This window comes from Alcaligenes sp. Me129 (assembly GCF_050487245.1).
GTDB lineage: Bacteria > Pseudomonadota > Gammaproteobacteria > Burkholderiales > Burkholderiaceae_B > Alcaligenes > Alcaligenes phenolicus.
This window is the reverse complement of record NZ_JBKQGX010000005.1, coordinates 226,757-249,499: the sequence shown is the minus strand read 5'-3', so window position 1 is coordinate 249,499 and position 22,743 is coordinate 226,757. Positions and strand designations below refer to the sequence as shown.

Here is a 22,743-nt window from a genome sequence, read left to right as displayed (position 1 = left end):
ATAACCGAAAAATGATGACAAGGTATGTACCTGTCATCATTCGGAATGCGGGAAGGGAAGTGAGGATTGGCGCAGCTTTGTCAGGGATGGGAGGCCCTTTGTGACAAGTGGGCGAGCTAGCGCTCCTGGTAGGGATCAGGGATGCGCAAACTGGCCAGAACAGCGGTTTCCAGCGCTTCCATGTCCTGGGCTTCGTCCTCTTCAATGTGGTCGTAACCCAGGGAATGCAGACAGCCGTGCACCACCAGATGAGCGGCATGGTGCAGAAATGGCTTTTGCTGTTCCTGGGCTTCACGCTCCAGCACGGGCAGGCACAAGACGATATCGCCGTGGACCACGCCGTCCTCGTCCTGACCATATTCAAAGGTCAGCACATTGGTGGCGTAGTCGCGTTCCCGGTAGCTCAGGTTCAGGCTCTGGCCTTCTTCGGCGTCCACAATACGCAAGGTGGCGGAAAGGGCGGTGAAGCGATCTTCGGGGTGGATGCGTTCGACTGCCATATCAATCGTGCGCTGCATCCAGCGGCGGATACGGGAGCGGCTCAGCTCGGGGCAATCAACAGCGTACTGGACGCTCAGGGATAGATCAGGCATCACCGGCTCGTTCGTAGGCGTCCACAATTCGCGCAACCAGCGGGTGGCGCACGACATCACGGCTGCTAAAGCGCGAGCAGGAAATACCCTGCACGTTTTCCAGCACCTTGACGGCATGATTCAAGCCGCTGCGCTGGCCTTTGGGCAAGTCCACCTGAGTGGGGTCGCCGGTAATCACCGCCTTGCTGCCAAAACCGATGCGCGTCAGGAACATTTTCATTTGTTCCGGTGTGGTGTTCTGGGCTTCGTCCAGGATCACGAAAGCATGGTTCAGCGTGCGGCCGCGCATATAGGCCAGCGGTGCGATTTCGATGATTTGTTTTTCGAACAGGCGCTGTACCTTCTCCACACCCATCAAGTCATACAAAGCATCGTATAAAGGACGCAGATAGGGATCTACCTTCTGGGCCAGATCACCGGGCAAAAAGCCCAGGCGCTCACCCGCCTCGACAGCAGGACGTGTCAGCACCAAGCGATGGACGGATTCGCGCTCCAGCGCATCGATGGCGCAAGCCACTGCCAACCAGGTCTTGCCAGTCCCGGCCGGGCCTACGCCGAAGTTGATGTCGTTGTTCAGGATATTGCGCAGGTACTCGCGTTGACCGGGTGTGCGAGGACGCAGGTCGCGTTTGGCGGTACGCAGGGAAATTTCTTCCTGGCCGACGGGGGGCAGCTCGGGCAGGGGCTCGGGCTTTTCCTCTTTTTCGTGGCGGCGGCTGGCGCCCAGCTCAACCAGGCCCAACTGAATATCGTCGATATTCAGCGCACGGTGCACGGCGCGCGAATGGAACCAGTCAATGGCCTTGGCAGCCTCCTCCGCGCGCTCGCCTTCAATCGAAACATGACTGCCACGCCGACGCAGGGTGACGTCATAGGCAATGGCAATCTGCTTGATGTTCTCGTCCAAGGGGCCACACATATTGGCCAGATGGGTATTGTCCCCGTCCAGGCGCAAGGAAGTGGGCATGCGGCGGCGTTGGCTAGTCATAGATCAGGCTCCTGCAACCCGGTCATGGGTCACGATTTCTCCGCGCAAGGTATTGGTCAGTACTTGGGTCACGTGCACATCCACAATTTGTCCGATCAGGCGAGGGTCGCCGGGGAAGTTGATGATGCGGTTGTTTTCGGTACGGCCTTTCAGTTCCGTGTCGTCCTTGCGTGAGGTGCCTTCGACCAGAATGCGTTGCACGCTGCCGACCATGGCCTGGCTGATCGCCTGGGCCTGTTCGTTGATTTGCGCTTGCAGGCGGTGCAGACGATCCAGTTTTTCCTCTTTGGTGGAGTTGTCTTCCAGGTCGGCGGCCGGTGTGCCGGGGCGACGGGAGTACACAAAAGAGAAGGACTGGTCGAAATTCACATCGCGTATCAGCTTCAGGGTTTTCTGGAAATCCTCTTCTGTTTCGCCGGGGAAGCCCACAATAAAGTCCGAGGACAAGACGATGTCGGGACGCGCTTCACGCAGGCGGCGCACGATGGATTTGAACTCCAGCGCAGTGTAGCCGCGTTTCATTGCAGCCAGAATACGGTCGCTGCCGGCCTGTACGGGCAAGTGCAGAAAGGGGACCAGCTTGGGCAGATTGCCGTGGGCGGCGATCAGGCGCGAGGTCATTTCCTTGGGGTGCGAGGTGGTGTAGCGAATGCGCTCGATACCAGGGATCTCGTGCACGTACTCCAGCAGCATGGCAAAGTCGGCAATCTCGCCAGCGACGTCGGTCGGGCCACGGTAGGCGTTCACGTTCTGGCCCAGCAGCGTCACTTCACGCACACCCTGGTCGGCCAGGTCAGCCACTTCCATCAGTACGTCGTCAAAGGGACGGGAGACTTCGGGGCCACGGGTGTAGGGCACTACACAGAAACTGCAGTACTTGCTGCAGCCTTCCATGATGGACACAAAGGCCGAATAGCCTTCCACGCGTGCGGGGGGCAGGGCGTCGAATTTTTCGATTTCAGGAAAACTGATATCTACCTGCGAGCGGCCGCTGTTGCGGCGCTTGACGATCAGCTCGGGCAGGCGGTGCAAGGTTTGTGGTCCGAACACGACATCCACGTAGGGAGCACGACGAATAATCGTGTCGCCTTCCTGACTGGCCACACAGCCACCCACGCCAATGACCAGATCGGGATTGAGCGCTTTCAAATGCTGAACCCGGCCCAGATCCGAGAACACCTTTTCTTGCGCTTTTTCGCGCACCGAACAGGTATTGAACAGGATGATGTCTGCTTCTTCGGGGTTGGTGGTCAACTCCACGGGGCGATCCTGATTCAGGATATCGGCCATTTTTTCGGAGTCGTACTCGTTCATCTGGCAGCCAAAGGTGCGAATGAAGAGCTTGCGGGCAGGCTTGGTAGCAGCATCCGCGCTGGCGGGGGTAGAGATTGTGGTGTCGGTCATAGAAGGAGCCGTGACGGGTGTATATCCCGCGGGCCATTGAAAATGATGAATCGGGCATTATAACGCCCAGCCTCCCGTGAGCCACAAGCAAGCTGGGATCATGTGGGAGGACTTGTTGCAGACAGGCCGCCCTTTGGAGTGGGAAGGCTGGAAATAGTCTTGTCGGGGCATGAGGCTGGATCAGGATTTTCAGTCAGCTTCTACTTGCGTCCTGTTTTTGTGAATTATATGATTCGTATATGGATCATATAAGGATTGAAAAATGGGTATCGTGAATATTGATGACGAGCTGCACGACCAGCTACGCAAGGCGAGTACGGTTTCATGTCGCTCCATCAATGCGCAGGCGGCTTTCTGGATACGTATGGGGCTGTTGTGCGAACTGAACCCGACCTTGAGCTTTAACGAGATTGTCGCCCGTGAAATGAAGGCGGCTGGTTTGGGTGAGCCTGCCGTGCCTCTGGATCAGGTGGAGTCAGCATGATCAAGACGGCAGATGAAATTGCCTTGATGGCCGAATCGGGCCGTTTGCTGGCTCAAGTGTTCACGCGCCTGGATCAGTTAGATCTGATTGGCATGAACACCATGCAGATCAATGATCTGGTCGAGAGCTACATCGTCCATGATCTGCAAGCCCGGCCCGCCAGCAAAGGGCAGTACGGTTATGCCTATGTTCTGAACTCATCGCCTAATCAAGTCGTGTGTCACGGTATGCCGTCCACGACGGATGTACTGAAAGAGGGGGATATCGTGAATTTCGACATCACCCTGGAGAAGAACGGCTTTATCGCGGATTCCAGCAAAACCTACATGGTGGGGCAGGTGACTCCTGCTGCGCAAAAACTGGTCGATGCCTGCTATATGGCGATGTGGAAAGGTATACAAGCCGTACGCCCCGGCGCGACTTTGGGTGATGTGGGGTTTGCCATCTCCCAGTACGCACGCAAGAATGGGTATTCTGTTGTACGTGATTACTGTGGGCACGGCATCGGGCGGGAAATGCACGAAGCGCCTGAAGTTTTGCACTGGGGCATGCCGCGCACAGGTTTGCGACTGAAAGAGGGGATGACTTTCACGATTGAACCTATGCTGAATCAAGGTGGCCATGCGGTGCAAACCGGGAAAGATGGCTGGACCGTGCGCACTTGCGATGGCTTGCTGTCAGCACAGTTTGAGCACACGGTAGCGGTGACAGACAGTGGGGTGCGCGTATTGACCTTACGGCCTGATGAAACCATCCCGAATTAATTAAGTAGTTGGTCGTCCCTCCCTTGCATTACTTATGGCTTGTAGTGTGTCATCCAGTCATTGCAGCTTGTGCACTGAAAACGACAGCAGCAAGTTATTTCAGCCCGATGGAAATGAGATTTTCTGTAAATCTCGTTGATGCCGCCACAGCTGCGAGATCCCGTCATATCGTGATGGCAGTATTGCCCGTTGTCTAACCGTCGTGCCGAAGTATCCCTTCAGATAAATATAGGGTGGCAGCAGTAAGCCTCTTTTTGTTTTATTGAGGGCCGGGGCAGGTCGGCGGGCGAGTCAGGTTATTCGCCGCGGGCAGGGGCCAGATGCGGGGTGCAAGGGGCGTGCTGTTTGAGGAGCACGCTTGCGGTTTGTCCGGGGGACAAACCGTGCTCCGAGTTCACGACCCGCCCGCATCTGGCCCCTGACAAGGGAACCCGTGCGCAGCACGGGCGAATGACCCGCCAAGCCGACCTGCCCCGGCCCTCAATAAAACAAACGCCTGCTACCCTATTACTCGCAATCCAGCAGCCCTAGAAACAAAAAAGCCCGACATGGTTTTAATGTCGGGCTTTCGTTAACAGCGAGCCAAGAAGCAACTTAACCTTCTACAACCTCGCCGCCTTCGTCTTTCTTGATCGGCTTGACCAGATCCTCACGTTTCACGCCCAGCCACATGGAAATGGCAGCGGCCACGAACACGGAGGAGTAAATACCGAACCAGATACCGATGGTCAGCGCCAGCGAGAAGTTGTGCAGCGTTGGGCCACCGAAGAAGAAAATCGACAGCACCATCATCTGGGTAGAACCGTGGGTGATGATGGTACGCGAGATGTTCTGGGTGATGGACAGATCAATAATGTCCGACACCGACATCTTGCGCTGCTTGCGGAAGTTCTCACGGATACGGTCCATCACCACAACGGATTCGTTCACAGAGTAACCCAGCACCGCCAGGACACCGGCCAGCACCGACAGCGAGAACTCCCATTGGAAGAACGCGAAAAAGCCCAGAATGATGACCACGTCGTGCAAGTTGGCAATCGCACAAGCCAGCGCCAGCTTCCACTCAAAGCGGAAGCCCAGGTACAGCAAGATACCGGCGACCACAAAGGCCAGGGCCATCAAACCGTTATGCAGCAGTTCCTGCCCCACCTGTGGGCCGACGAACTCCACACGGCGCAGCTCCACGTCCGAGTGCTGCTGCTTCAAGGCCTGGAGTACTTGCTCGCTTTGCTGGGTAGAGTCTTGTCCGTCCAGAACGGGCAAGCGGATCATGATGTCCTGCGACGTGCCGAAGTTCTGTACCTGGAAGTCGGTATAACCCAGCGACTGAATCGAGCCGCGCACATCTTCGACCTGCACGGTTTGCTGATAGTGCACTTCCATGACCGTACCACCGGTAAATTCGATGGACAGGTGAAAGCCGCGCACAATAATGAAGACGACCGCTGCAATAAATGTCAGAAAACTGATCAGGTTCAGCACCAACGCATGGCGCATGAACGGGATAGTGCGGTGAATACGAAAAAATTCCATGATGCTTTATGCCTGTAGTTGGGCCTGGCCGGTTTGCACCGGCCCCGGCACTTTACTTCTTGTCCTGTGGTTTCCAGACCTGACCAATGGAAATACCCTGCAGGCGACGACGGTTGCCATACCAGAGGTTGACCAGGGCACGAACCCCAACCACCGAAGAGAACATGGAGGTCAGAATACCGATCACGTGTACGACCGCAAAACCACGGATAGGACCGGAACCGAAGGCCAGCAAAGCGACACCCACAATCAGACTGGTCAGGTTGGAGTCGAAAATAGTGGCCCAGGCACGATCAAAACCCAGGTGAATGGCTTGTTGCGGCGAGGCACCATTGCGTAGCTCCTCGCGGATACGCTCGTTGATCAGCACGTTGGCGTCAATGGCCATACCCAGTGTCAAGGCGATCGCTGCAATACCCGGCAAGGTCAGGGTGGCTTGCAGCATGGACAAGACAGCCAGCAGCAAGAGCACGTTGAAGGTCAGGCCAATGGTGGAGAACAGACCAATCAGGTGGTAGTACAGCATGATGAAGATGGCGATCGCAATAAAGCCGTACAGCGTGGCGTTAAAGCCTTGGCGAATATTGTCGGCACCCAGGCTAGGGCCAATGGTGCGCTCTTCAATGATGCTCATGGGGGCGGCCAGCGAACCGGCACGCAGCAGCAGGGAAATATCGGCGGCTTCCTGAGCATTCATGCTGCCGCTGATCTGTACCTGGCCGTTAGGAATTTCGCTACGGATAACCGGAGCCGTCACCACTTCACCCACGCCATTTTCAAACAGCACAATCGCCATGCGCTTGTTGATGTTGTTGCGGGTAATGTCGCGGAAAATGCGCGAGCCCTTATTGTCCAGCGTCAGGTTGACGGTGGGTTGCTGGGTTTGCGAATCACGACCGGGCTGGGCGTCCTGCAGGTTTTCACCTGTCAGGATGACCTGGCGACGCAGCAGCAGGGGGGCACCACCACGCTCGGTGTAGCGCTCCAGACCAAAGGGCACGGTACCCGAGTTCAAGGCCGCAACGGCAGCAGGCGAGTCTTCCACCATACGCAGTTCCAGTGTGGCCGTACGACCCAGAATTTCCTTGGCTTTGGCTACATCCTGCACGCCGGGCAGTTGAACCACGATGCGATCGGACCCTTGCTGCTGAATCACAGGCTCGGCTACGCCCAGCTCATTGATTCGGTTATGCAAGGTGGTGATGTTTTGCTTGAGGGCGTTCGATTGCACCTGAATGGTGGCGGCTTCGGTCAAACGGGCTGTCAGACCGCTGTCACCGGCAGGGGTGAAAGCCAGATCAGGCATGGCGCGACGCATTTCCGATTGAGCGCGGTCGCGATCGTCTGCCGAGGCAAAGCTCATGCGCAGCGAGTGACCATCACGCTCGATGCCGCCAACAGGTACTTTGGCTTCGCGCAGCACGCTGCGGGCATCTGCCACCATGGAGTCGTAGCGGGCTTGAAGCGCGCCTTGCATATCCACTTGCAGCAGGAAGTGCACGCCACCGCGCAAGTCCAGGCCCAAGTGCATGGGGTGGGCGCCCAGTGCGGTCAGCCAGGCAGGCGACGCAGACACCAGGTTCAGGGCGACGGTGTAGTCGGGGGCGGTAGCTGTGGAGTCCTTGTTCAGTTCGCGCTCGATCAGGTCTTTGGCCTTGAGCTGAACATCGGTGGACTCAAAACGGAAACGCGCAGTGGCGCTAGGTCCGTTTTGTTCAAAATACGAGCCCGTCGTAGGAATATTGTTTTTCTTGAGCAGCTCTTCAACGTGACTGATCAGGTTGGTTTCAAGCCGGACCGTGGATTTGGCGCTGGAAACCTGGACAGCAGGAGACTCACCAAACAGATTGGGCAAGGTATAGATCAGGCCGATCGCCAGCGCGACCAAGACGATGACATATTTCCAGAGAGGATAACGATTCATGGGATATCTACGACGGGTGCAGAAATGGCAACCCCGGACCGAGGTCCGGGGTCGGAGGCATTACAGCGACTTGATCGTGCCCTTGGGCAGAACAGTCGTAACGGCCACGCGTTGGACCAGAACTTCAACAGGCTTGTCGGTCAGGTTGGCCACTTCAACGGTCAGGTAGTTGTCGTGAACTTTGCTGACTTTGCCCAGCAGACCGCCGGAGGTGATTACTTCGTCGCCTTTGGCCAGGTTGGATACCAGGTTGCGGTGCTCTTTCTGACGCTTCATTTGAGGACGAATCATCAAGAAGTACAGCACAACGAACATCAAGATGATGGGCAGCATGCCCATCAAGGCATTTTCGCCGCCGGCAGCTGCCTGGGCGGGGATGAGAGTCAGAATGTCAACAGCGGACATGTGGGGCTCCTGAGGATTTTTTTGTGTGGGTTGTCAAAAACTAACGGTGTATTGTAGCGGCACTTTATTGCGGTATCACAAACAGCGTGTCATTCAATACCGCGCGCCCGATCCTGGTGGAACTGCTCCCGCCAGGCCGCGAAACGCTTTTGCTCGATAGCATCGCGCATCTCTTGCATGATCTGCAAATAGAAATGCAGATTGTGCAAGGTATTCAAACGCGAGCCGGTAATTTCATTGGAACGCTGCAAATGATGCAAGTAGCCACGCGAGAAATGCTTGCAGGTATGGCAGGTGCAGCTGGGATCCAGCGGGCGGGTATCGTCGCGGTAGCGAGCATTGCGTATCTTGATGTCGCCGTAACGGGTAAACAGCCAGCCATTGCGCGCATTGCGGGTGGGCATGACGCAGTCAAACATGTCCACGCCCTGGCTGACCCCTTCCACCAGATCTTCCGGTGTACCCACACCCATTAGATAGCGGGGGGCATGCGTGGGCAGTTTCGGGGTGGTGTGCGCCAGAATGCGCATCATGTCTTCTTTGGGCTCGCCTACGGACAGGCCGCCAATGGCATAGCCTTCAAAGCCGATGTCGGTCAGACCAGCCAGGGATTCGTCGCGCAGGTCCTCGTACATGCCGCCTTGCACAATGCCAAACAGGGCATTGGGGTTATTCAGACGCTTGAATTCCTCGCGTGAACGGCGAGCCCAGCGCAAGGACATGCGCATGGATTTAGCCGCTTCGATATGCGTGGCGGGACGGTCGTCAATCAAGTAGGGCGTGCATTCATCGAACACCATGGAAATATCGGAGTTCAGGGAGTACTGGATTTGCATCGACACTTCAGGCGTCAGAAACAGGCGCTCGCCAGTGATGGGGGAGGCAAACTTCACCCCTTCCTCGGTAATCTTGCGCATGCCTTTCAGGCTGAATACCTGAAAACCGCCCGAGTCCGTCAGGATGGGCTTGTCCCATTGCATGAAATTATGCAGGCCCTGGTACTTGTCCATGACATCCGTGCCCGGACGCAGCCACAGGTGAAAGGTGTTGCCCAATATGATCTGCGAGCCAATCTCGTTCAGCTCGTGCGGCATCATGGCCTTGACGCTGCCATAGGTGCCTACCGGCATGAAAATGGGGGTTTGCACCACACCGTGGTTCAGGGTGATCTGGCCACGGCGAGCGGCGCCGTCGGTGCTTAAGAGGTCAAACTTCAGTCCACTCATGGGGTAGGAGGCTCAATGAACATAGCATCGCCGTAACTAAAGAAGCGATACCGGGATTGGACGGCGTGCTGGTAGGCACGTTGTATGGGTTCGATCCCCGCCAGGGCCGATACCAGCATCAGCAAGGTGGACTGGGGCAAATGAAAATTGGTGATCAGTGCATCCACCCACTGGTACTGGAAGCCGGGGGTAATGAACAGGCGCGTGTCGCCTTCAATGCTGCCATCGGCGCAGCGCTGGTTCATGCCGGGCTCTTTGCTGGCGGCAGACTCCAGCGAACGCACACTGGTGGTGCCCACGGCAATGACGCGGCCACCGGCAGCGCGGGTGGCTTCGATCTTGGCCAGGGTGGCGGCGGGCACATGGTAACGCTCGGCGTGCATGACGTGTTCGCTGATATTGTCCACACGCACAGGCTGAAAAGTGCCTGCACCCACGTGCAAGGTCACAAAGGCCTGGTCCACGCCTTGCTCGCGCAAGGTGTTCAGCATGTCGTCGGTAAAGTGCAGGCCAGCCGTCGGGGCGGCCACGGCACCGGGGTGACGGGCGTAAACAGTCTGGTAGCGCGAGTCGTCTTCCTCGTCCGCTGCGTGGGTAATGTAGGGTGGCAAAGGCGTGGCGCCGTATTGCTCCAGCATGTCCAGCACAGGCTCGTGAAAGCGCAGCGCAAACAGGGCGTCTTCCCGCCCGGTGCAATCGGCCAGTACCTTGCCGTCGGCCAGTTCCAGCAAAGTGCCAGGTTTGGGGGACTTGCTGGCGCGGATATGGGCCAGAGCCGTATCGGGGCCGGTTACGCGCTCGATCAGCACTTCCACCTTGCCGCCGCTGCTTTTCTGGCCATGCAGGCGGGCCTTGATGACGCGCGTATCGTTAAAGACCAGCAGGTCACCCTTGCGCAGCAGGCTGGGCAGGTCGGTGAACTGGCGGTCATGCAATTGGCTGGCACCGTCCAGATGCAGCAGACGGCTGCCCTGGCGCTGGGCCGGCGGGCTTTGAGCGATCAGATCAGGGGGAAGCTCGTAGTCGAACTGGGCGATAGTTAAAGAGGGGTCGATGCTCATGGTTTGTCGTAAAGGGCCACTGGCCAGAAGGCCGGGCCTGATGGGGTAACCGACTATTTTAACGCTTTGCCGCCAGATTGCTGAAACGGCCATATCCGTGGTGTTTTTCTTTCGGTATGCTTGGGTCTTTCCTGAATTGATCTGTTGGAGACGAGGGCATGGGCGTTTTAAAGGCAAAGCCTGTTTTGAGTCGTTGCAAGCACGTGGCTCTGGCCACCTTGCTCATGGTGCAAGGCGCATCACTAGCCCTGGCCCAGGCCTTGCCGCCCGAGCTGGCTTCGGTATGGAACGCCAGCCGCTTGCCGCAATCGTCTCTGTCCATCGTGGTAGACGAGGCGGACGGTCCGCGCCTGATCGGCGTCAATCCCCAGGAGCCCCGTAACCCCGCCTCGGTAATGAAACTGGTCAGTACCTGGGCCGGTTTGTCCGCTCTGGGGCCAGAATATACCTGGCGTACGACGTTAATGGCCCAGGATGGCCTGCAGGTGGACGAACAAGGCACCTTGAAAGGGCCTTTGTACATCAAGGCGGGGGGCGATCCGTTTTTGACCGTGCCGCAGTTATGGGACATGTTGCGCGAGCTCCGCTTGCGTGGGGTGAAGAATCTGACCGAAGTTATTGTGGATCGTTCCATCTTCGGCAACGTCACCATCAATCCGGGTGACTTCGATAATGCGGGTGACCGTCCCTATAACGCCAGCCCGGATGCCATGATGGTGGGGCTAGGCGCTTCCCGGCTGGTGTTCCAGCCAGATACACAGGCGCGCAAATGGATTGCGATTATTGACCCGCCTTTGCCCGGAGTGCGCGTACAGGGTGAAGTCGAGTGGTCGACGGCGACCTGCCCTGGTTCGCCTGTTGTTGGTACCCAGATTCAGCCTGAAGCCGGTGGCATGGTGGTCCGTGTCAGTGGCAAGGCCGCCGCTTCTTGCGGCGAGTTCAGCGTTTACCGTCTGGTTCATTCCCAAACCGAGTTTTTCGACAAGCTGTTCCGCAGCCTGTGGCGCGATCTGGGCGGCACCCTGGCCCGCGACATCAAAGCAGGCCGTGTGCCGGCTCGTGCGCAGGCGATTACCTGGCATGACTCGCAGTCCCTGTCTGACCTGATCCGTCTTATTAATAAGCAAAGCAACAATGTGATGGCCCGTACCATCTTGCTGACCGTGGGCGCAGAAATGAATGGTCCCGGTGCCACGGTGGCCACCGGCGAGCGCGCCGTCATGAACGTGCTCGGTCGCCAGGGGGTCAATACCGCAGGCTGGACCGTGGACAACGGCTCGGGCCTTTCACGCAATGCCCGCGTCACGGCGGGCGGCATGGCTGACATGCTGAAAGTCGCCTGGCGCTCGAACTGGATGCCCGAGTACATTTCGTCCTTTGCGATCTCCGGTGTGGACGGCACGGTGCGTTCGCGCTTGCGCGATGACGAGGTCCAGGGCCGTGCCCACTTGAAAACCGGCACGCTGCGCGATAGCCGTGCCTTGGCCGGTTACGTGCTGGGAGCCAGCGGAAAGCGGTATATTGTCGTCATGATGGTCAATGACGAACGTTCTGCCTCTGCCCGACCCTTTTTTGATGCGGTGGTGAAGTGGCTGGCAGTACGTTGACGATCACGATAGTGCGGGCTGCTGTGCTGCAGCCCTGTTTTTAGTTAGTCCCTAATTTGATGAAGCAATCATGCCCATACACGAAATACGCCACCCTTTGATCCGCCATAAGCTGGGCTTGATGCGCAAGGCAGATCTGAGCACGAAAAATTTCCGCGAAATGTCCCAGGAAATCGCCTCTTTGCTGACCTACGAGGCGTGCAAGGATCTGCCTCTGGAACCCACCACCATTGAAGGTTGGTGTGGCAATGTGGAAGTGGAAAAGCTGGCTGGCAAGAAAGTGACAGTTGTGCCCATCTTGCGCGCTGGTATTGGCATGCTGGACGGGGTGTTGAGCTTGATTCCTGGCGCCAAAGTCAGCGTGATCGGTATTGCTCGCAACGAAGAAACCTTTGAAGCCCAGACCTATCTGGAGCGTCTGGTCGGCGAGCTGGATCAGCGTTTGGCCCTGATTATTGACCCCATGCTGGCAACAGGTGGTTCCATGGTCGCCACGATTGATCTGCTGAAAAAAGCAGGCTGCAAGAATATTCGCGCTTTGGTGTTGGTGGCTGCTCCGGAAGGCATTGCCACTCTTGAAAAACATCACCCTGATGTCCATATCTATACCGCGTCCATTGATCAGCATCTGGACGAGCATGGTTATATCGTGCCGGGGCTGGGTGATGCGGGCGACCGTATTTTTGGTACTCGCCAGAAGGTTCAGGACGGCGAACTCTAAGTCCAGAACTTGTCGTGCTTTTTTACAATCCCTTGCTAGTACGCCAGAGGGGATAGGCATAATAAAGAGTCGAATCTAAGTTTCACTGAATCAGGATGTACATGAAACTGAATGCTTGGATGGCTGCACCGCTGTTGGTCATGTTGGGCCTGAGCTCGGCTCAGGCTGGTTTGTGTGACGTGCCTTTCATGCGTGACGGTGGGCAGATACAACTGACTGGCTCGGGCTTTCTGGCCTTGGGCGCTGATCTGGCTTTTTCTGACGTGAAAAAGCAGGGCGGTGATCAGTGCCAGGCGCGTGTACAGGGCAAGGCCAGTGTAGCCCTGGCCGGTTTGCCGGCCAGCAAGCCCAATATTGACTACGTGATGACGGTGCGCGATGGCCGCACCCGTTTCCAGCGCGATGATGGCCGTGGTGGTCTGGAAGCCGTTCAAGGTTCGTTTGACCTGCGCCTGCTGGGCCTGTTTTCCTACGAACACGGTGGGCTGCAGGAAGGGCAGACCTTCCCGCGCCAGGATTTCCAGATCAATCTGGACAAGCGCTCCCAGTCCAACGCCAATGTCTTGCGCATTCATACCGGTGCGAAGACGGTTGGAGCTCAACAATCGGTACAGACCGCATTGGGCAATTACCAATGTTGGCCTATTCGTTATCAACGCGAGATCGAGCCTACCCAGGCCAGTTTCAGTGGCATCAGCCTGCCCATACCGGGCATCAACTCCCAGGTTACGGATTGGTATTGCCCGGATGTGCAGATGGTGATGAAGCAAGAAAGTATTCAGAACGGTGTCCCGTCCACGGTGGATGTGACGCAACTGAAGTAAACCTGCGACTGACTGGTCTCAGGTACACCGAGTATCTTTATCCTGAAAACAGCGGGTTAAAGAATTTTGTGCGGCGCTGCTATGGCGCCATTCACTTGGCGATACGTATTTGTCGCGTGTCCCTTTCAACTGCAAGGAGTTATTTATGGCTACCAAGAAAAGTGTGGAAAACAGCGGAGACAAATTCATCGAAGAAGTGAAAGCGAGCTTGGATGAAGCTGAAAAACTGATGCGTGAGGCCGCTGAAGCCACGGGCGACAAGGCCGGTGAGCTGCGTGAGAAAGCGCTGCGCTCTCTGCGTGTGACCCGGGATTCCCTGCATGATGCTCAGGAAGCCGTGGTCGAGCACAGTGTGCGTGCCGCCAAGGCAACCGACAACTATGTCCACGACAAGCCCTGGCAAGCCATCGGCGTGGCCGGTATCGTGGGTCTGATGTTCGGTATGCTGATCAGCCGACGTTAATCTGTCTTTGCTCTGCGCTGCGAGCCCTTTGCTGGGCTGCAGCAGCATAAAAAGCAGCCCTGCCGATCTGGACTTTGCGGTCCAGATCGGCAGCCTCTTAGAAATCAGGCTCTTGTCATTGCATGCAATGGCAGGATGTCGCAGAGCAGGGATAAATCATGGCGCTTAGGCAAACTATCAGTCAGCTTGGTTCTACCTTGATAGGGGCTGTCAGTACCAGGCTGGAGCTGTTCGCTCTGGAAGCCGGTCAGCAAAAGGCAAGCCTGATCACCATCTTCAGCATGGTGTTTGGCGCACTGCTGTTCTCCACTCTGGCGGTGCTGGTTTTCAGCTTGTTGCTGGCGTTGTACTTCTGGCCTACGGATTATCGTTACTGGGCTTTGGGAGTGCTGGTCGTTCTGTATGCCGGTTTGGGGGTGGGGCTTTTCCTGGCCGTACGCCGCCGTCTGACCACAGGCCCGATTCCTTTTTCAGCCACCTTGTCCGAGTTGCGTCGCGATGTCGCATTTATTGAGCGCTTGAGGGATTCCGAGGGAGACGGCAAATGAGCACGAAGCAAGAGAGCATGTCCGCCCAGGAGCGGGCTGTGCGTATTGAACTGCTGCGAGTCCGCGCCTCGTTGGAGCGGCAGACCATGTCGTCCCAGATCCACTCCCTGGGCGAGGATTTAAGCCCCGGCAATTTGTGGAACAGCGTCAAGCCTTCGGGTTTGAGCATGGGCGGTGTGGTCACTAGCGCGCTGTCCTTGTCGCGCCGTTATCCGTTCCTGTTGTCCGGTGCTTCTGCCGTGCTGAGCAGTTTCGGCGGGCGCTGGATGCGTATCGGGGCTTTGGCTCTGGGAGCCTGGAAGCTGTTTGATTCTTCCAAGTCGGCACGCGAGAAAGCACGCAATGTACTGGTTCCGGTACGACGCAAAACCGATGTGGACGAGTAAGTCTGCTTGTCTGTTTGAAAACCGGCCCAGGCCGGTTTTTTTTTGCCTGCCGCAAGCTCGGCGTTCTGCCTGACTGGTTTTTGAAGGCGGCAAGGCTTATGCTCCGATAATAAATAATTCCAGAACAAAGCTACCCACATCAGGAGACATAGCTCGTCATGCAGGTGCCATTACTGAATGCCTTAAGAACCTTTACGGTGTCGGCGCAAAGGTTGAACTTCACCAAGGCGGCAGAAGACCTGCTGGTCTCTCCCTCGGCAGTCAGCCACCAGATCAAGGTGCTGGAGGAGTATTTGGCTTGCAAGCTGTTTCTGCGCAAGAACCGTTCCCTGGAGCTGACGGATCAGGGCCAGTTTCTATTCGACCGTTTGCAACGGCCGTTTTACGAGATCAATCAGGCTTTGAGCGAATTGCGCATGCCGCACGGCAAGAGCCGCATCAATCTATCCTTGCGGCCCTTTGTGTCCAGCATGTGGTTTACCGGGCAGTTGGGAGACTTCTGGCTGAAGCATCCAGACATTGAAATCAACTTGCTGCACAGGCTGCAGGCTCCGGATTTTTTCAGGGACAACATCAATTTTGCTATCGTCTGGGGCAAGCAGGGCGATTGGCCGCAGTTGCAAACCTTGCGCATCATCCCCGGCAATTTGACGCCTGTTTGTGCGCCGTCTTACCTGCAGGCGCATGGCAAGATTACGTCCCCAGAAGATCTGAACCTGCATGTGCTGATTCATGAAGAAAATCAGCTGTGCTGGGAGCAGTGGTTACGCAAGGCAGCAGGACAGGAGCTGACGGCCAAGAAGAGCTTTCACATTGATGACACCAATGTGCGCATGAATGCCGTCTTGAACGGCCAAGGGGTCATGTTGGGCTGTCCGGCCTTGTTACAGCCTTTGATCGACAAGAAGGAAATTGTCCAGCTGTTCGATGTTTGCCTGGAAGAGTACGCCTATTTTCTGGCCTACCCCAAGGAGGCGAACCTTAGCCGACAGGAGCAGGAGTTTGTGGATTGGGTCGCGTCGATTGCAATCCGCTAGGCGGTAGTTGCTTGATGGTTCCCATGTGTTGTGCTCGGTGACCGGGCTTTTTTCGCTCTTTGCTGACCGTGTCTCTGTCTCTGCGTCTTTAAAAAAACCTGCATATTTGCAGGTTTTTTTTATGTATCGGCCTTCCTGAACCAGGCTGGATACACATCGCACATCGCACATCGCACATCGCACATCGCACATCGTTCATTGCTCATTTCTCATCGATCAGGGTGTGGAACCCCGACCTGACGTGCGTGGCTGGAGGTTTTATCAAGCTCCGCCTAGTTCTCACACCGCTCATCCCTGGTTCCAAATGGCTGACACGCAGCCCTCAATCGGGCTTTACGTCGCCGAGAACGGCCTCATTTTGCAGTGATTGCGATCCACCGCTTTCCCTTCGTCCGATTCAACAACAAAAAAAACTCATCGTTCCGTCAAATTTGCTCAATTTTCAAGTGTCGCTCCCTGTCGCATGATTGGCCTGACCTAATAAAAGCCATTCATGGTGCTTATGCAAACCAGAGGAGATACTGAGATGAATACCGCTATACGCTCGCCCATTGCGATTGAAGAATTTGACCGCAGCTACTTTCAGCAGGAAACCGACGAGGTTTTCGCCTTGCCCCCCGAGTGCTTTACCTCGGAAGAGTTTTTCCAGTTTGAGCTGAATGCCGTCTGGAAAAAGCAGTGGTTCTGTGTGGGCCGTGCAACTGACATCCCCAATGCCGGTGACTTCTTCACCTTCGATGTAGGCAATGATGCGCTGTTTGCCATCCGCACTCGTGAAGGTGGCATCAATGTGCTGTCCAATGTCTGTCGTCACCGCAATATGCTGTTGCTGGAAGGTGCAGGCAATGTACGCCGCATCAGCTGCCCCTTGCACGCCTGGGTCTACAACATGGAAGGCGAGCTGGTTTCCGCCCCAGGTCTGACCGATACCGGTGCCAGCTTTGACCCCAAGAGCGTCTGTTTGCCCAAGATCCGCGCCGAGGTTTGGGAAGGCTTTATCTTCATCAATTACGACGCCATGGCACCGGCCTTGCACACCCGCCTGGGCAATCTGGGCAAGCAGCTGGCGAACTATCGCATGTCCGAGCTGAAGTCTTCGGAACCCCTGAAAATGGAAGGTTTCGACTGGAACTGGAAGATCTTCAATGACGAGTGTTACCACTGCAGCTTCCTGCACGCCTCCTCCTGGGGTGGCATGTACGAAACCAATCCAGACCGTGTGGATGAAACCGCTGTCTTCAATGACGTGGCCAATGGCATTGTCTCCTACAACCTGATCTCCACCCACAAAGACGCAGCCCCCACGCATACCGGTTCCATCTTGCAGCCGCCCATGAAGGGTTTGACTGACCAGGAGCGAACTCAGCTTTCCTACGTGACGGTAGCGCCCAACCTTTTGCTGGTGGCCATGCCTGACAAGGTGAAGTACTTCATGTGGCTGCCCAAAAGCGCCAAGCAGTCCACCTATGGCGTGTCCTGGATGTACCCGCAGGAAACGTTGGAGCGCGAGGACCACAAAGAGAAGTTCGATCAGGAACACGATGATCTGTACCCCGTGATGATTGAGGACTTGTTTGCCTGGCGTCGTTCGCATCAGGGCATGCAATCCAACTTTGCCTCCCGTGGTCGTTTGACCAATGAAGAGCTGGTCATCAAGCGTTTGCAAAACTGGCTGATTGATCTGTACCGCGCCGAAGAGCGCCGTGTGGACGAGCAAAGCCGGGTATTGCCGATCCGAGCGATTGCCTAAGGGAGCAGGAGCAGCATCATGCAGCAAACTTTGCAAACACGCGTGTTGAAGAAAACCAGGCTGTCAGAGCGAGTCGTAGGCCTGACCCTGGGTTTGCCAGACGGGGACGCGTTCCCTGTCTGGGAGCCGGGTGCGCATATTGAGCTGGAGCTGGCGGTGTCAAAGACCGAGCCGCTTTACCGTCAATATTCCTTGTGTGGCCAGCAGGCCAATACCCGTGAATGGCAAATTGCCGTTCTGAAAGAAGAAGCCGGGCGGGGCGGCTCTGCGTATATCCATGAGGTGTTGCAGGAAGGTGATGCGCTGGCTGTCAGCGTGCCGAAAAATCACTTTCCCTTTGCTGCAAACAAGAAGTGCTTTTTTGTGGCCGGAGGCATAGGCATCACGCCTATCGTGCCCATGGTCCAGGCCGCTGCGGCAGCCGGCCTGGACTGGCACTTGCTGTATCTGGCAAGAAACGCAGCGGATTTTATTTTTCTGCAAGAGCTGCAACAAGTGGATGCTGCGCGTATCACCACGCATGCCTCCAATCAGGACGGGCTGTTTGATCTGCAAGGCGCATTGAAAACGCTGGATGCACAAACCGTCGTCTATTCCTGCGGTCCGCAACCATTGCTGACCGCCTTGGAAAACTATCAACAGGAACAGGCCGATATTGGCTGGCAACTGGTGCTGGAACGCTTCTCGGTAGAGACCGATCCGGCCCTGCTGCAAGGCAAGGGCTTTACCGTGACTTTGCAAAAATCGGGCAAAAGCATCGCGGTAGCGGGGGATGAAACGATTCTGGCCGCCTTGAAACGGGAAGGCGTACGGGTCAAGTGCTCATGCCAGAACGGCACCTGCGGCACCTGCGAAACCGTGGTCATTTCCGGCTTGCCGGAGCATCGGGATTTTGTGCTGTCGCCAGAAGAACGGCAGCTGAATGAAACCATGATGATCTGCGTTTCGCGCGCCTTGTCGGCCGAACTGGTTTTGGATCTATAACAATAAACAGGAGAAACACCATGAAAAAAGTGGTGGTTACAGGCGGCTCGGGCCGTGTGGGCTCGTACGTGGTACAGCAATTGATGCAGACCATGGATGTGGTCGTGGCGGATCTGAAACCCAGCCAGCATCAGGTTTCTTTTATTCAAACGGATGTGATGGATCTGGAGGCCGTGCGTGCGGCCACCAAAGATGCCGATGCCGTGATTCACCTGGCGGCAATTGATTTTGACTGGAAGGCCGCCGAAGAGCAGTACATCAACGTCAATGTGCGCGGCACCTGGCATGTGCTGCAAGCCTGTCGCGAAAACGGTGTCAAGAAAGTGGTGCTGTGTTCCAGCATTTCGGCTTGCGGTCTGTCCGAGATGCGAGCTGATTGGAAACCCCAGTATCTGCCTGTGGACGAGGCCCATGAAAACAAGCCTTATCAGGCCTACAGCGTCAGCAAGATCGTCATGGAGCAGATGGCAAAAAGCTTTAGTGATGCCAGCGATATGGAAGTGATCTGCTTGCGTCCACTGGCCGTGGTGCTGCCGGAAACCATTGCCGAGTACATCCAGTTTGTCGACAGCCCGCAGCGTAACTGGCTGTTCTATTACATCTGGGCTGCAGATCTGGCGCGTGCTTTTGAGGCCGCCGTGAATCTGCAAGGTTTGCGCTACGGCGTGTTTTTCATTAGCGCAGACGATAGCTCCCACCCCTTGGCAACCACAGACTGGTATCAGCAGATTATTGGCCCTGTGCCTGAAATCAAGAACCCACGCTGGTATCAGAACAATCCTCGTGCCTCCATTTTCAGCAGCCATGCGGCCAAGGAAATTCTGGGCTGGCAACCAAGCACGGACTTCCAGCAACTGCGCCAGGAATACGCGGTGGAAAAAGACCTGGCGTGAAGCGCCCAGGCGCCCTTGACGAACAAATTGAACACGGAGACTTGAGCATGACGGGAATTAAAACCGGCACCTTGGATTGGACGGGTGACAACCCTTTTATTTACTTGAAGACTGACCCTGAACAGGACTGGTCGTCCTTGTCCCTGTACTTTCGCATCGCCAGCTCGGCGTATGGCAGCGGCCAGGCCATCCTGGTGTTGGACAAGCCTTACGAAGACGGGCAGGACAGCGACGCGCGTTTGCTGATCACGGATAACAAGCCCTTGGCCGAGTATCTGGTACGGGACTTCGTGCGCCATTTTGGCCTGTTTCGCAAAGCGGTGGCGCTGGACAAGTTGCAGGTCTTGAGTGACGGCGTTTTCCAGACAGTGAACCGTTTCCCTGATCTGGTCAGCGAATCTGTCACCTCCGCCAGTGCAGGTCTGACGGTGGAATTGCAATGGCATCACATGACGCAGCCAGCGATTTGTGTGGACCTGCCGCAAAGCCAGACCCAAACCCAGAAGCACGAAATGATGTGCGTGTTCCATCCGGCGCAGCAAGCCAGGGTGCTGATCAATGGCACGGCCTTGCCGGGCAACACCATAGAGCGGGACTTTAACGGCTCGCGTGCGCAGTCCGCCAGCCTGGCGAACAGCGAAACCTGGGTGCGCGTGGCGTAAGGAGACGATATGGCTCAGCATGTAGAGACGCAGGCCGTGATGCCAGCCTGGACAGGGGTCCGGCCTCTGCAATCCATTTTGCCCTCGCAAGGCCGTCTGGTCCTGCATGCCGGGCCACCGTTTCGGGATGCACAGGAGCTGCCTGCCGCAATCCGAAATTCGGTTTTGATCGGCATTTTGTATGAGGGCTGGGCAGCTAGCAAACAAGAGGCGCAAGCCTTGCTGGACGCAGGGGGCGTGCAACTGGCTCCCGCGCAGGATTACGGCGTGGTGGTGCCATTGGCCGGAGTGGTCACGCCGTCCATGTATCTGATTGAGGTCAGCGACAGTAATCAGCCCGAAAACAAGAAGTACTCGGTGCTGAATGAAGGCATGCAATGGTGTACCCGCCTGGGTATTTTTGCCGATGAAATGGTGCCGCATCTGCGTTGGTTGCATCAGGGTTTGGGTGCGCGGCTGGCTGCACAGTTTCAGGGGCCGGTCGCTCTGGGGCCTATTGTTCAGGCTTCCCTGCTCAATGGTGATGATGGTCATGCTCGTACCATGCATGGCTCCCGGCAGTTGGCCGACATTATTGTCTCCTGGGGCATTAATGACGACGCCAGCCAAAGCTTTCTATATGGCGCGATGGCCTGGGCCTTGAATTACTGGATGGCCGCCAGTGCCTTGATTCTGGCAAATCAGGCTCCTGCTGATGGCGCGGATGCCATCGTTAAAGTTGGCGGTAATGGCTTGCGCTTTGGTTTGCAATTGGCCAGCTCCATAACTTGGCTGGTTACGGATGCTCCTGTTATTGCTGGCAATAAAGAGCCCGGTAATGAGCAGGCAAAAGCACTGGGTGCCCTGGGCGATAGTGCTGTCGTGGATTTCGTAGGGCTGGGTGGCCAGTGTCTGGATCTGGCGGGAATGAGTGCCAGGAACCTGCACGCCTTTCTACCCTCGGACTACCTGACGCGTCAAAACAAGTTCCTGAAAACCCGCTTGCCCTTTCTGGCTGGGCGCAATGGTATTAGCGATTTTGGGCAAGTGATTGCCAACAATACCGGGCCGTTGGTGCTGCTGGGCATGATTGACGGTGCCGGAGAACGTGGCCGTGTTGGTGGTGGGGTGGCGACGGTGGATGCCTCTTTATTGCAAGCTCTCAAGGAGTGGCAGCATGAAACGACAGTGGTTTAAGCTGCCTTTGAATCAATTGCTGCATGCTCTGCATACGGGCGAAGCCAGTCTGCCGGAGATCGTGGCCTCCTTTTATGAGCGCATTGCCATACGCGATGAGAAGATTGGTGCCTGGCAGTATCTGATTGATCAGGACGACTATCTGGCCGAGTACGAAAGCCGCAGTGATTTTTACAAGGCCTCGCCCTTGATGGGCCTGCCCTTTGCGGTCAAGGACGTCATTGATACGGCTGGTATTCCCACCACAATGGGCTCGGCTATTCATCAGGATCGGATTCCGGATATGGATGCCTCCTGCGTTACCGCGATGAAAGCGGCAGGTGGCATTTTGATGGGCAAGACGGTCACGACCGAGTTTGCTTACTTTCAGGCTGGCAAGACGAATAACCCGCATGATGCCGAACGCACCCCCGGCGGTTCCTCCAGCGGCTCTGCCGCCGCCGTGGCCGATTTCATGGTGCCGGTTGCCTTTGGTACACAGACGGCGGCATCGGTCATACGGCCAGCGTCCTACTGTGGCTGCATTGGCTATGTAGGTAGCAAGAACGAGTTTTCCTTGCGCAATATTCAGCCGCTGGCTCAGTCTCTGGACTCCCTGGGCATACTCAGCAATGACGTGCTCGACACGCTCTTGCTGCGCAATATTCTGCTGCACAAACCCTTGACTCTGAGCACGCCGGGAGCGCAGGCGGCTTGTGTGTTCGGTGTTTTCTCTGGGCAGGCATTGGGTGAAGTTCAGGGCAAGATGCTGGAGACCGTGCAGGCATGCCAGCAGGATTTGTCGGAACAGGGGCATACGCTGGTGGATTTTCCCTTGCAGGACGCCGTTGTTGAATTGACGGCCTTGCATGCTCAGATCATGGCTTATGAAGTGGCCCGGAATCTGGTGTACGAGCAACAGCAGCATGAAACCTTGAGCGCCCATATGCAGTCCTTGATGAGTACGGGTCTGGCTTTTCCCTACAAGGAGTACATCGCTGCCTTGCAAAGAGCGGACACGCTCAAACAGGCAATGCTGCAGTGGTTTGCAGATAGTGGGGCGGATTTCATTCTGGCACCTGCGGCAGCCGGTGTTGCGCCTTATAAAACCGAAGGAACAGGGGCACCTTTCATGAGTCGTGCCTGGCAGTTGCTGGGTTTGCCGGTGGTGTCCCTGCCTTTGGGGTATTTCCAGAAGTTGCCTATGGGTTTGCAGTTGATTGGAAAGCCGCACCAGGATGATGTTTTGCTTTTACAGGCGCGTCAGTTGCAGCAGCGCTTTTTAAACAGCAGCTCAGTTCTTGCGGTGTAGTTTTCTTTTTTCTTTTAAG

General features: G+C 56.3%; 23 protein-coding genes. 15 read left to right on the top strand and 8 right to left on the bottom strand.

Annotated features, from left to right (window positions below; translation table 11 throughout):
• Positions 1-116 precede the first annotated feature (116 nt).
• The 3 genes from ybeY to miaB are packed head-to-tail and all read right to left on the bottom strand — an operon-like array spanning position 117 to position 2,985.
• Complete coding sequence (gene ybeY, locus ACLPGZ_RS07910; RefSeq protein ID WP_022983424.1) at positions 117-593, bottom strand: rRNA maturation RNase YbeY; 477 nt, start codon at positions 591-593, stop codon at positions 117-119.
• The gene (locus tag ACLPGZ_RS07905) at positions 586-1,581 is read right to left on the bottom strand and encodes a PhoH family protein (protein ID WP_009463850.1); all 996 of its coding nucleotides are present in this window, start codon (positions 1,579-1,581) and stop codon (positions 586-588) included. Before ACLPGZ_RS07905 ends, ybeY begins: the two co-directional genes overlap by 8 nt.
• A 3-nt stretch (positions 1,582-1,584) precedes the next feature.
• A complete protein-coding gene (gene miaB, locus ACLPGZ_RS07900; RefSeq protein WP_239055144.1) occupies positions 1,585-2,985 on the bottom strand; it encodes a tRNA (N6-isopentenyl adenosine(37)-C2)-methylthiotransferase MiaB in 1,401 nt (466 codons plus the stop codon).
• A 262-nt stretch (positions 2,986-3,247) separates the two neighbouring features.
• Between miaB and ACLPGZ_RS07895 the strand changes: the two genes are divergently transcribed.
• Together ACLPGZ_RS07895 and map are read left to right on the top strand one after the other, a co-directional pair.
• Positions 3,248-3,469 (top strand): ParD-like family protein, encoded by a 222-nt coding sequence (locus tag ACLPGZ_RS07895; protein WP_239055145.1) that lies wholly within the window; start codon positions 3,248-3,250, stop codon positions 3,467-3,469.
• The gene (gene map, locus ACLPGZ_RS07890) at positions 3,466-4,233 is read left to right on the top strand and encodes a type I methionyl aminopeptidase (protein WP_239055146.1); all 768 of its coding nucleotides are present in this window, start codon (positions 3,466-3,468) and stop codon (positions 4,231-4,233) included. The genes ACLPGZ_RS07895 and map overlap by 4 nt, the downstream gene beginning before the upstream one ends.
• Positions 4,234-4,827: 594 nt before the next feature.
• On the opposite strand, the gene secF is transcribed toward map, so the two are convergent.
• From secF to queA, 5 genes are all read right to left on the bottom strand, one after another.
• Positions 4,828-5,766 (bottom strand): protein translocase subunit SecF, encoded by a 939-nt coding sequence (gene secF, locus ACLPGZ_RS07885; RefSeq protein WP_009463846.1) that lies wholly within the window; start codon positions 5,764-5,766, stop codon positions 4,828-4,830.
• Between the two features lie 52 nt (positions 5,767-5,818).
• The gene (gene secD / locus ACLPGZ_RS07880) at positions 5,819-7,690 is read right to left on the bottom strand and encodes a protein translocase subunit SecD (RefSeq protein ID WP_022983425.1); all 1,872 of its coding nucleotides are present in this window, start codon (positions 7,688-7,690) and stop codon (positions 5,819-5,821) included.
• Between the two features lie 60 nt (positions 7,691-7,750).
• Positions 7,751-8,095: a preprotein translocase subunit YajC gene (gene yajC / locus ACLPGZ_RS07875; protein ID WP_003803689.1), complete on the bottom strand. Its 345-nt coding sequence runs from the start codon at positions 8,093-8,095 to the stop codon at positions 7,751-7,753.
• An 89-nt stretch (positions 8,096-8,184) separates the two neighbouring features.
• A complete protein-coding gene (gene tgt, locus ACLPGZ_RS07870) occupies positions 8,185-9,321 on the bottom strand; it encodes a tRNA guanosine(34) transglycosylase Tgt (protein WP_035271173.1) in 1,137 nt (378 codons plus the stop codon).
• Entirely contained in the window at positions 9,318-10,382 is a 1,065-nt protein-coding gene (gene queA / locus ACLPGZ_RS07865) for a tRNA preQ1(34) S-adenosylmethionine ribosyltransferase-isomerase QueA (RefSeq protein ID WP_060185585.1), read from the bottom strand. Before queA ends, tgt begins: the two co-directional genes overlap by 4 nt.
• A gap of 158 nt (positions 10,383-10,540) precedes the next feature.
• Here queA and dacB point away from each other — a divergent pair, with 158 nt between their 5' ends.
• The 13 genes from dacB (at position 10,541) to ACLPGZ_RS07800 (ending at position 22,724) form a co-directional block, all read left to right on the top strand.
• Positions 10,541-11,989, top strand: a complete 1,449-nt coding sequence (dacB, locus tag ACLPGZ_RS07860; protein ID WP_052159346.1) for a D-alanyl-D-alanine carboxypeptidase/D-alanyl-D-alanine endopeptidase — start codon at positions 10,541-10,543, stop codon at positions 11,987-11,989.
• Between the two features lie 70 nt (positions 11,990-12,059).
• The gene (gene upp, locus ACLPGZ_RS07855) at positions 12,060-12,710 is read left to right on the top strand and encodes a uracil phosphoribosyltransferase (protein WP_009455167.1); all 651 of its coding nucleotides are present in this window, start codon (positions 12,060-12,062) and stop codon (positions 12,708-12,710) included.
• A gap of 101 nt (positions 12,711-12,811) precedes the next feature.
• Complete coding sequence (locus ACLPGZ_RS07850) at positions 12,812-13,534, top strand: hypothetical protein (RefSeq protein ID WP_009455166.1); 723 nt, start codon at positions 12,812-12,814, stop codon at positions 13,532-13,534.
• 145 nt (positions 13,535-13,679) lie between these two features.
• Positions 13,680-13,997, top strand: a complete 318-nt coding sequence (locus tag ACLPGZ_RS07845) for a DUF883 family protein (protein ID WP_009455165.1) — start codon at positions 13,680-13,682, stop codon at positions 13,995-13,997.
• A 158-nt stretch (positions 13,998-14,155) separates the two neighbouring features.
• Positions 14,156-14,545, top strand: a complete 390-nt coding sequence (locus ACLPGZ_RS07840) for a phage holin family protein (protein WP_009455164.1) — start codon at positions 14,156-14,158, stop codon at positions 14,543-14,545.
• Positions 14,542-14,931, top strand: coding sequence for a hypothetical protein (locus tag ACLPGZ_RS07835; protein WP_035271170.1), 390 nt, complete (start codon positions 14,542-14,544; stop codon positions 14,929-14,931). Before ACLPGZ_RS07840 ends, ACLPGZ_RS07835 begins: the two co-directional genes overlap by 4 nt.
• A 158-nt stretch (positions 14,932-15,089) precedes the next feature.
• Positions 15,090-15,968, top strand: coding sequence for a LysR substrate-binding domain-containing protein (locus ACLPGZ_RS07830; RefSeq protein ID WP_239055147.1), 879 nt, complete (start codon positions 15,090-15,092; stop codon positions 15,966-15,968).
• Between the two features lie 526 nt (positions 15,969-16,494).
• Complete coding sequence (locus ACLPGZ_RS07825; protein WP_060185587.1) at positions 16,495-17,718, top strand: aromatic ring-hydroxylating oxygenase subunit alpha; 1,224 nt, start codon at positions 16,495-16,497, stop codon at positions 17,716-17,718.
• A gap of 18 nt (positions 17,719-17,736) precedes the next feature.
• A complete protein-coding gene (locus ACLPGZ_RS07820) occupies positions 17,737-18,702 on the top strand; it encodes a PDR/VanB family oxidoreductase (protein WP_203145081.1) in 966 nt (321 codons plus the stop codon).
• A 20-nt stretch (positions 18,703-18,722) separates the two neighbouring features.
• Entirely contained in the window at positions 18,723-19,595 is an 873-nt protein-coding gene (locus ACLPGZ_RS07815; RefSeq protein WP_035271165.1) for an NAD-dependent epimerase/dehydratase family protein, read from the top strand.
• Positions 19,596-19,642: 47 nt separating this feature from the next.
• The gene (locus ACLPGZ_RS07810; RefSeq protein WP_115634331.1) at positions 19,643-20,257 is read left to right on the top strand and encodes an NAD-dependent dehydratase; all 615 of its coding nucleotides are present in this window, start codon (positions 19,643-19,645) and stop codon (positions 20,255-20,257) included.
• Between the two features lie 9 nt (positions 20,258-20,266).
• Positions 20,267-21,433 carry an oxamate carbamoyltransferase subunit AllG family protein gene (locus ACLPGZ_RS07805; RefSeq protein WP_239055148.1) on the top strand — a complete coding sequence of 389 codons (1,167 nt, stop codon included), beginning with the start codon at positions 20,267-20,269 and terminating at the stop codon, positions 21,431-21,433.
• Positions 21,414-22,724, top strand: coding sequence for an amidase (locus ACLPGZ_RS07800; RefSeq protein ID WP_239055149.1), 1,311 nt, complete (start codon positions 21,414-21,416; stop codon positions 22,722-22,724). Before ACLPGZ_RS07805 ends, ACLPGZ_RS07800 begins: the two co-directional genes overlap by 20 nt.
• The last annotated feature ends 19 nt before the right edge of the window (positions 22,725-22,743 follow it).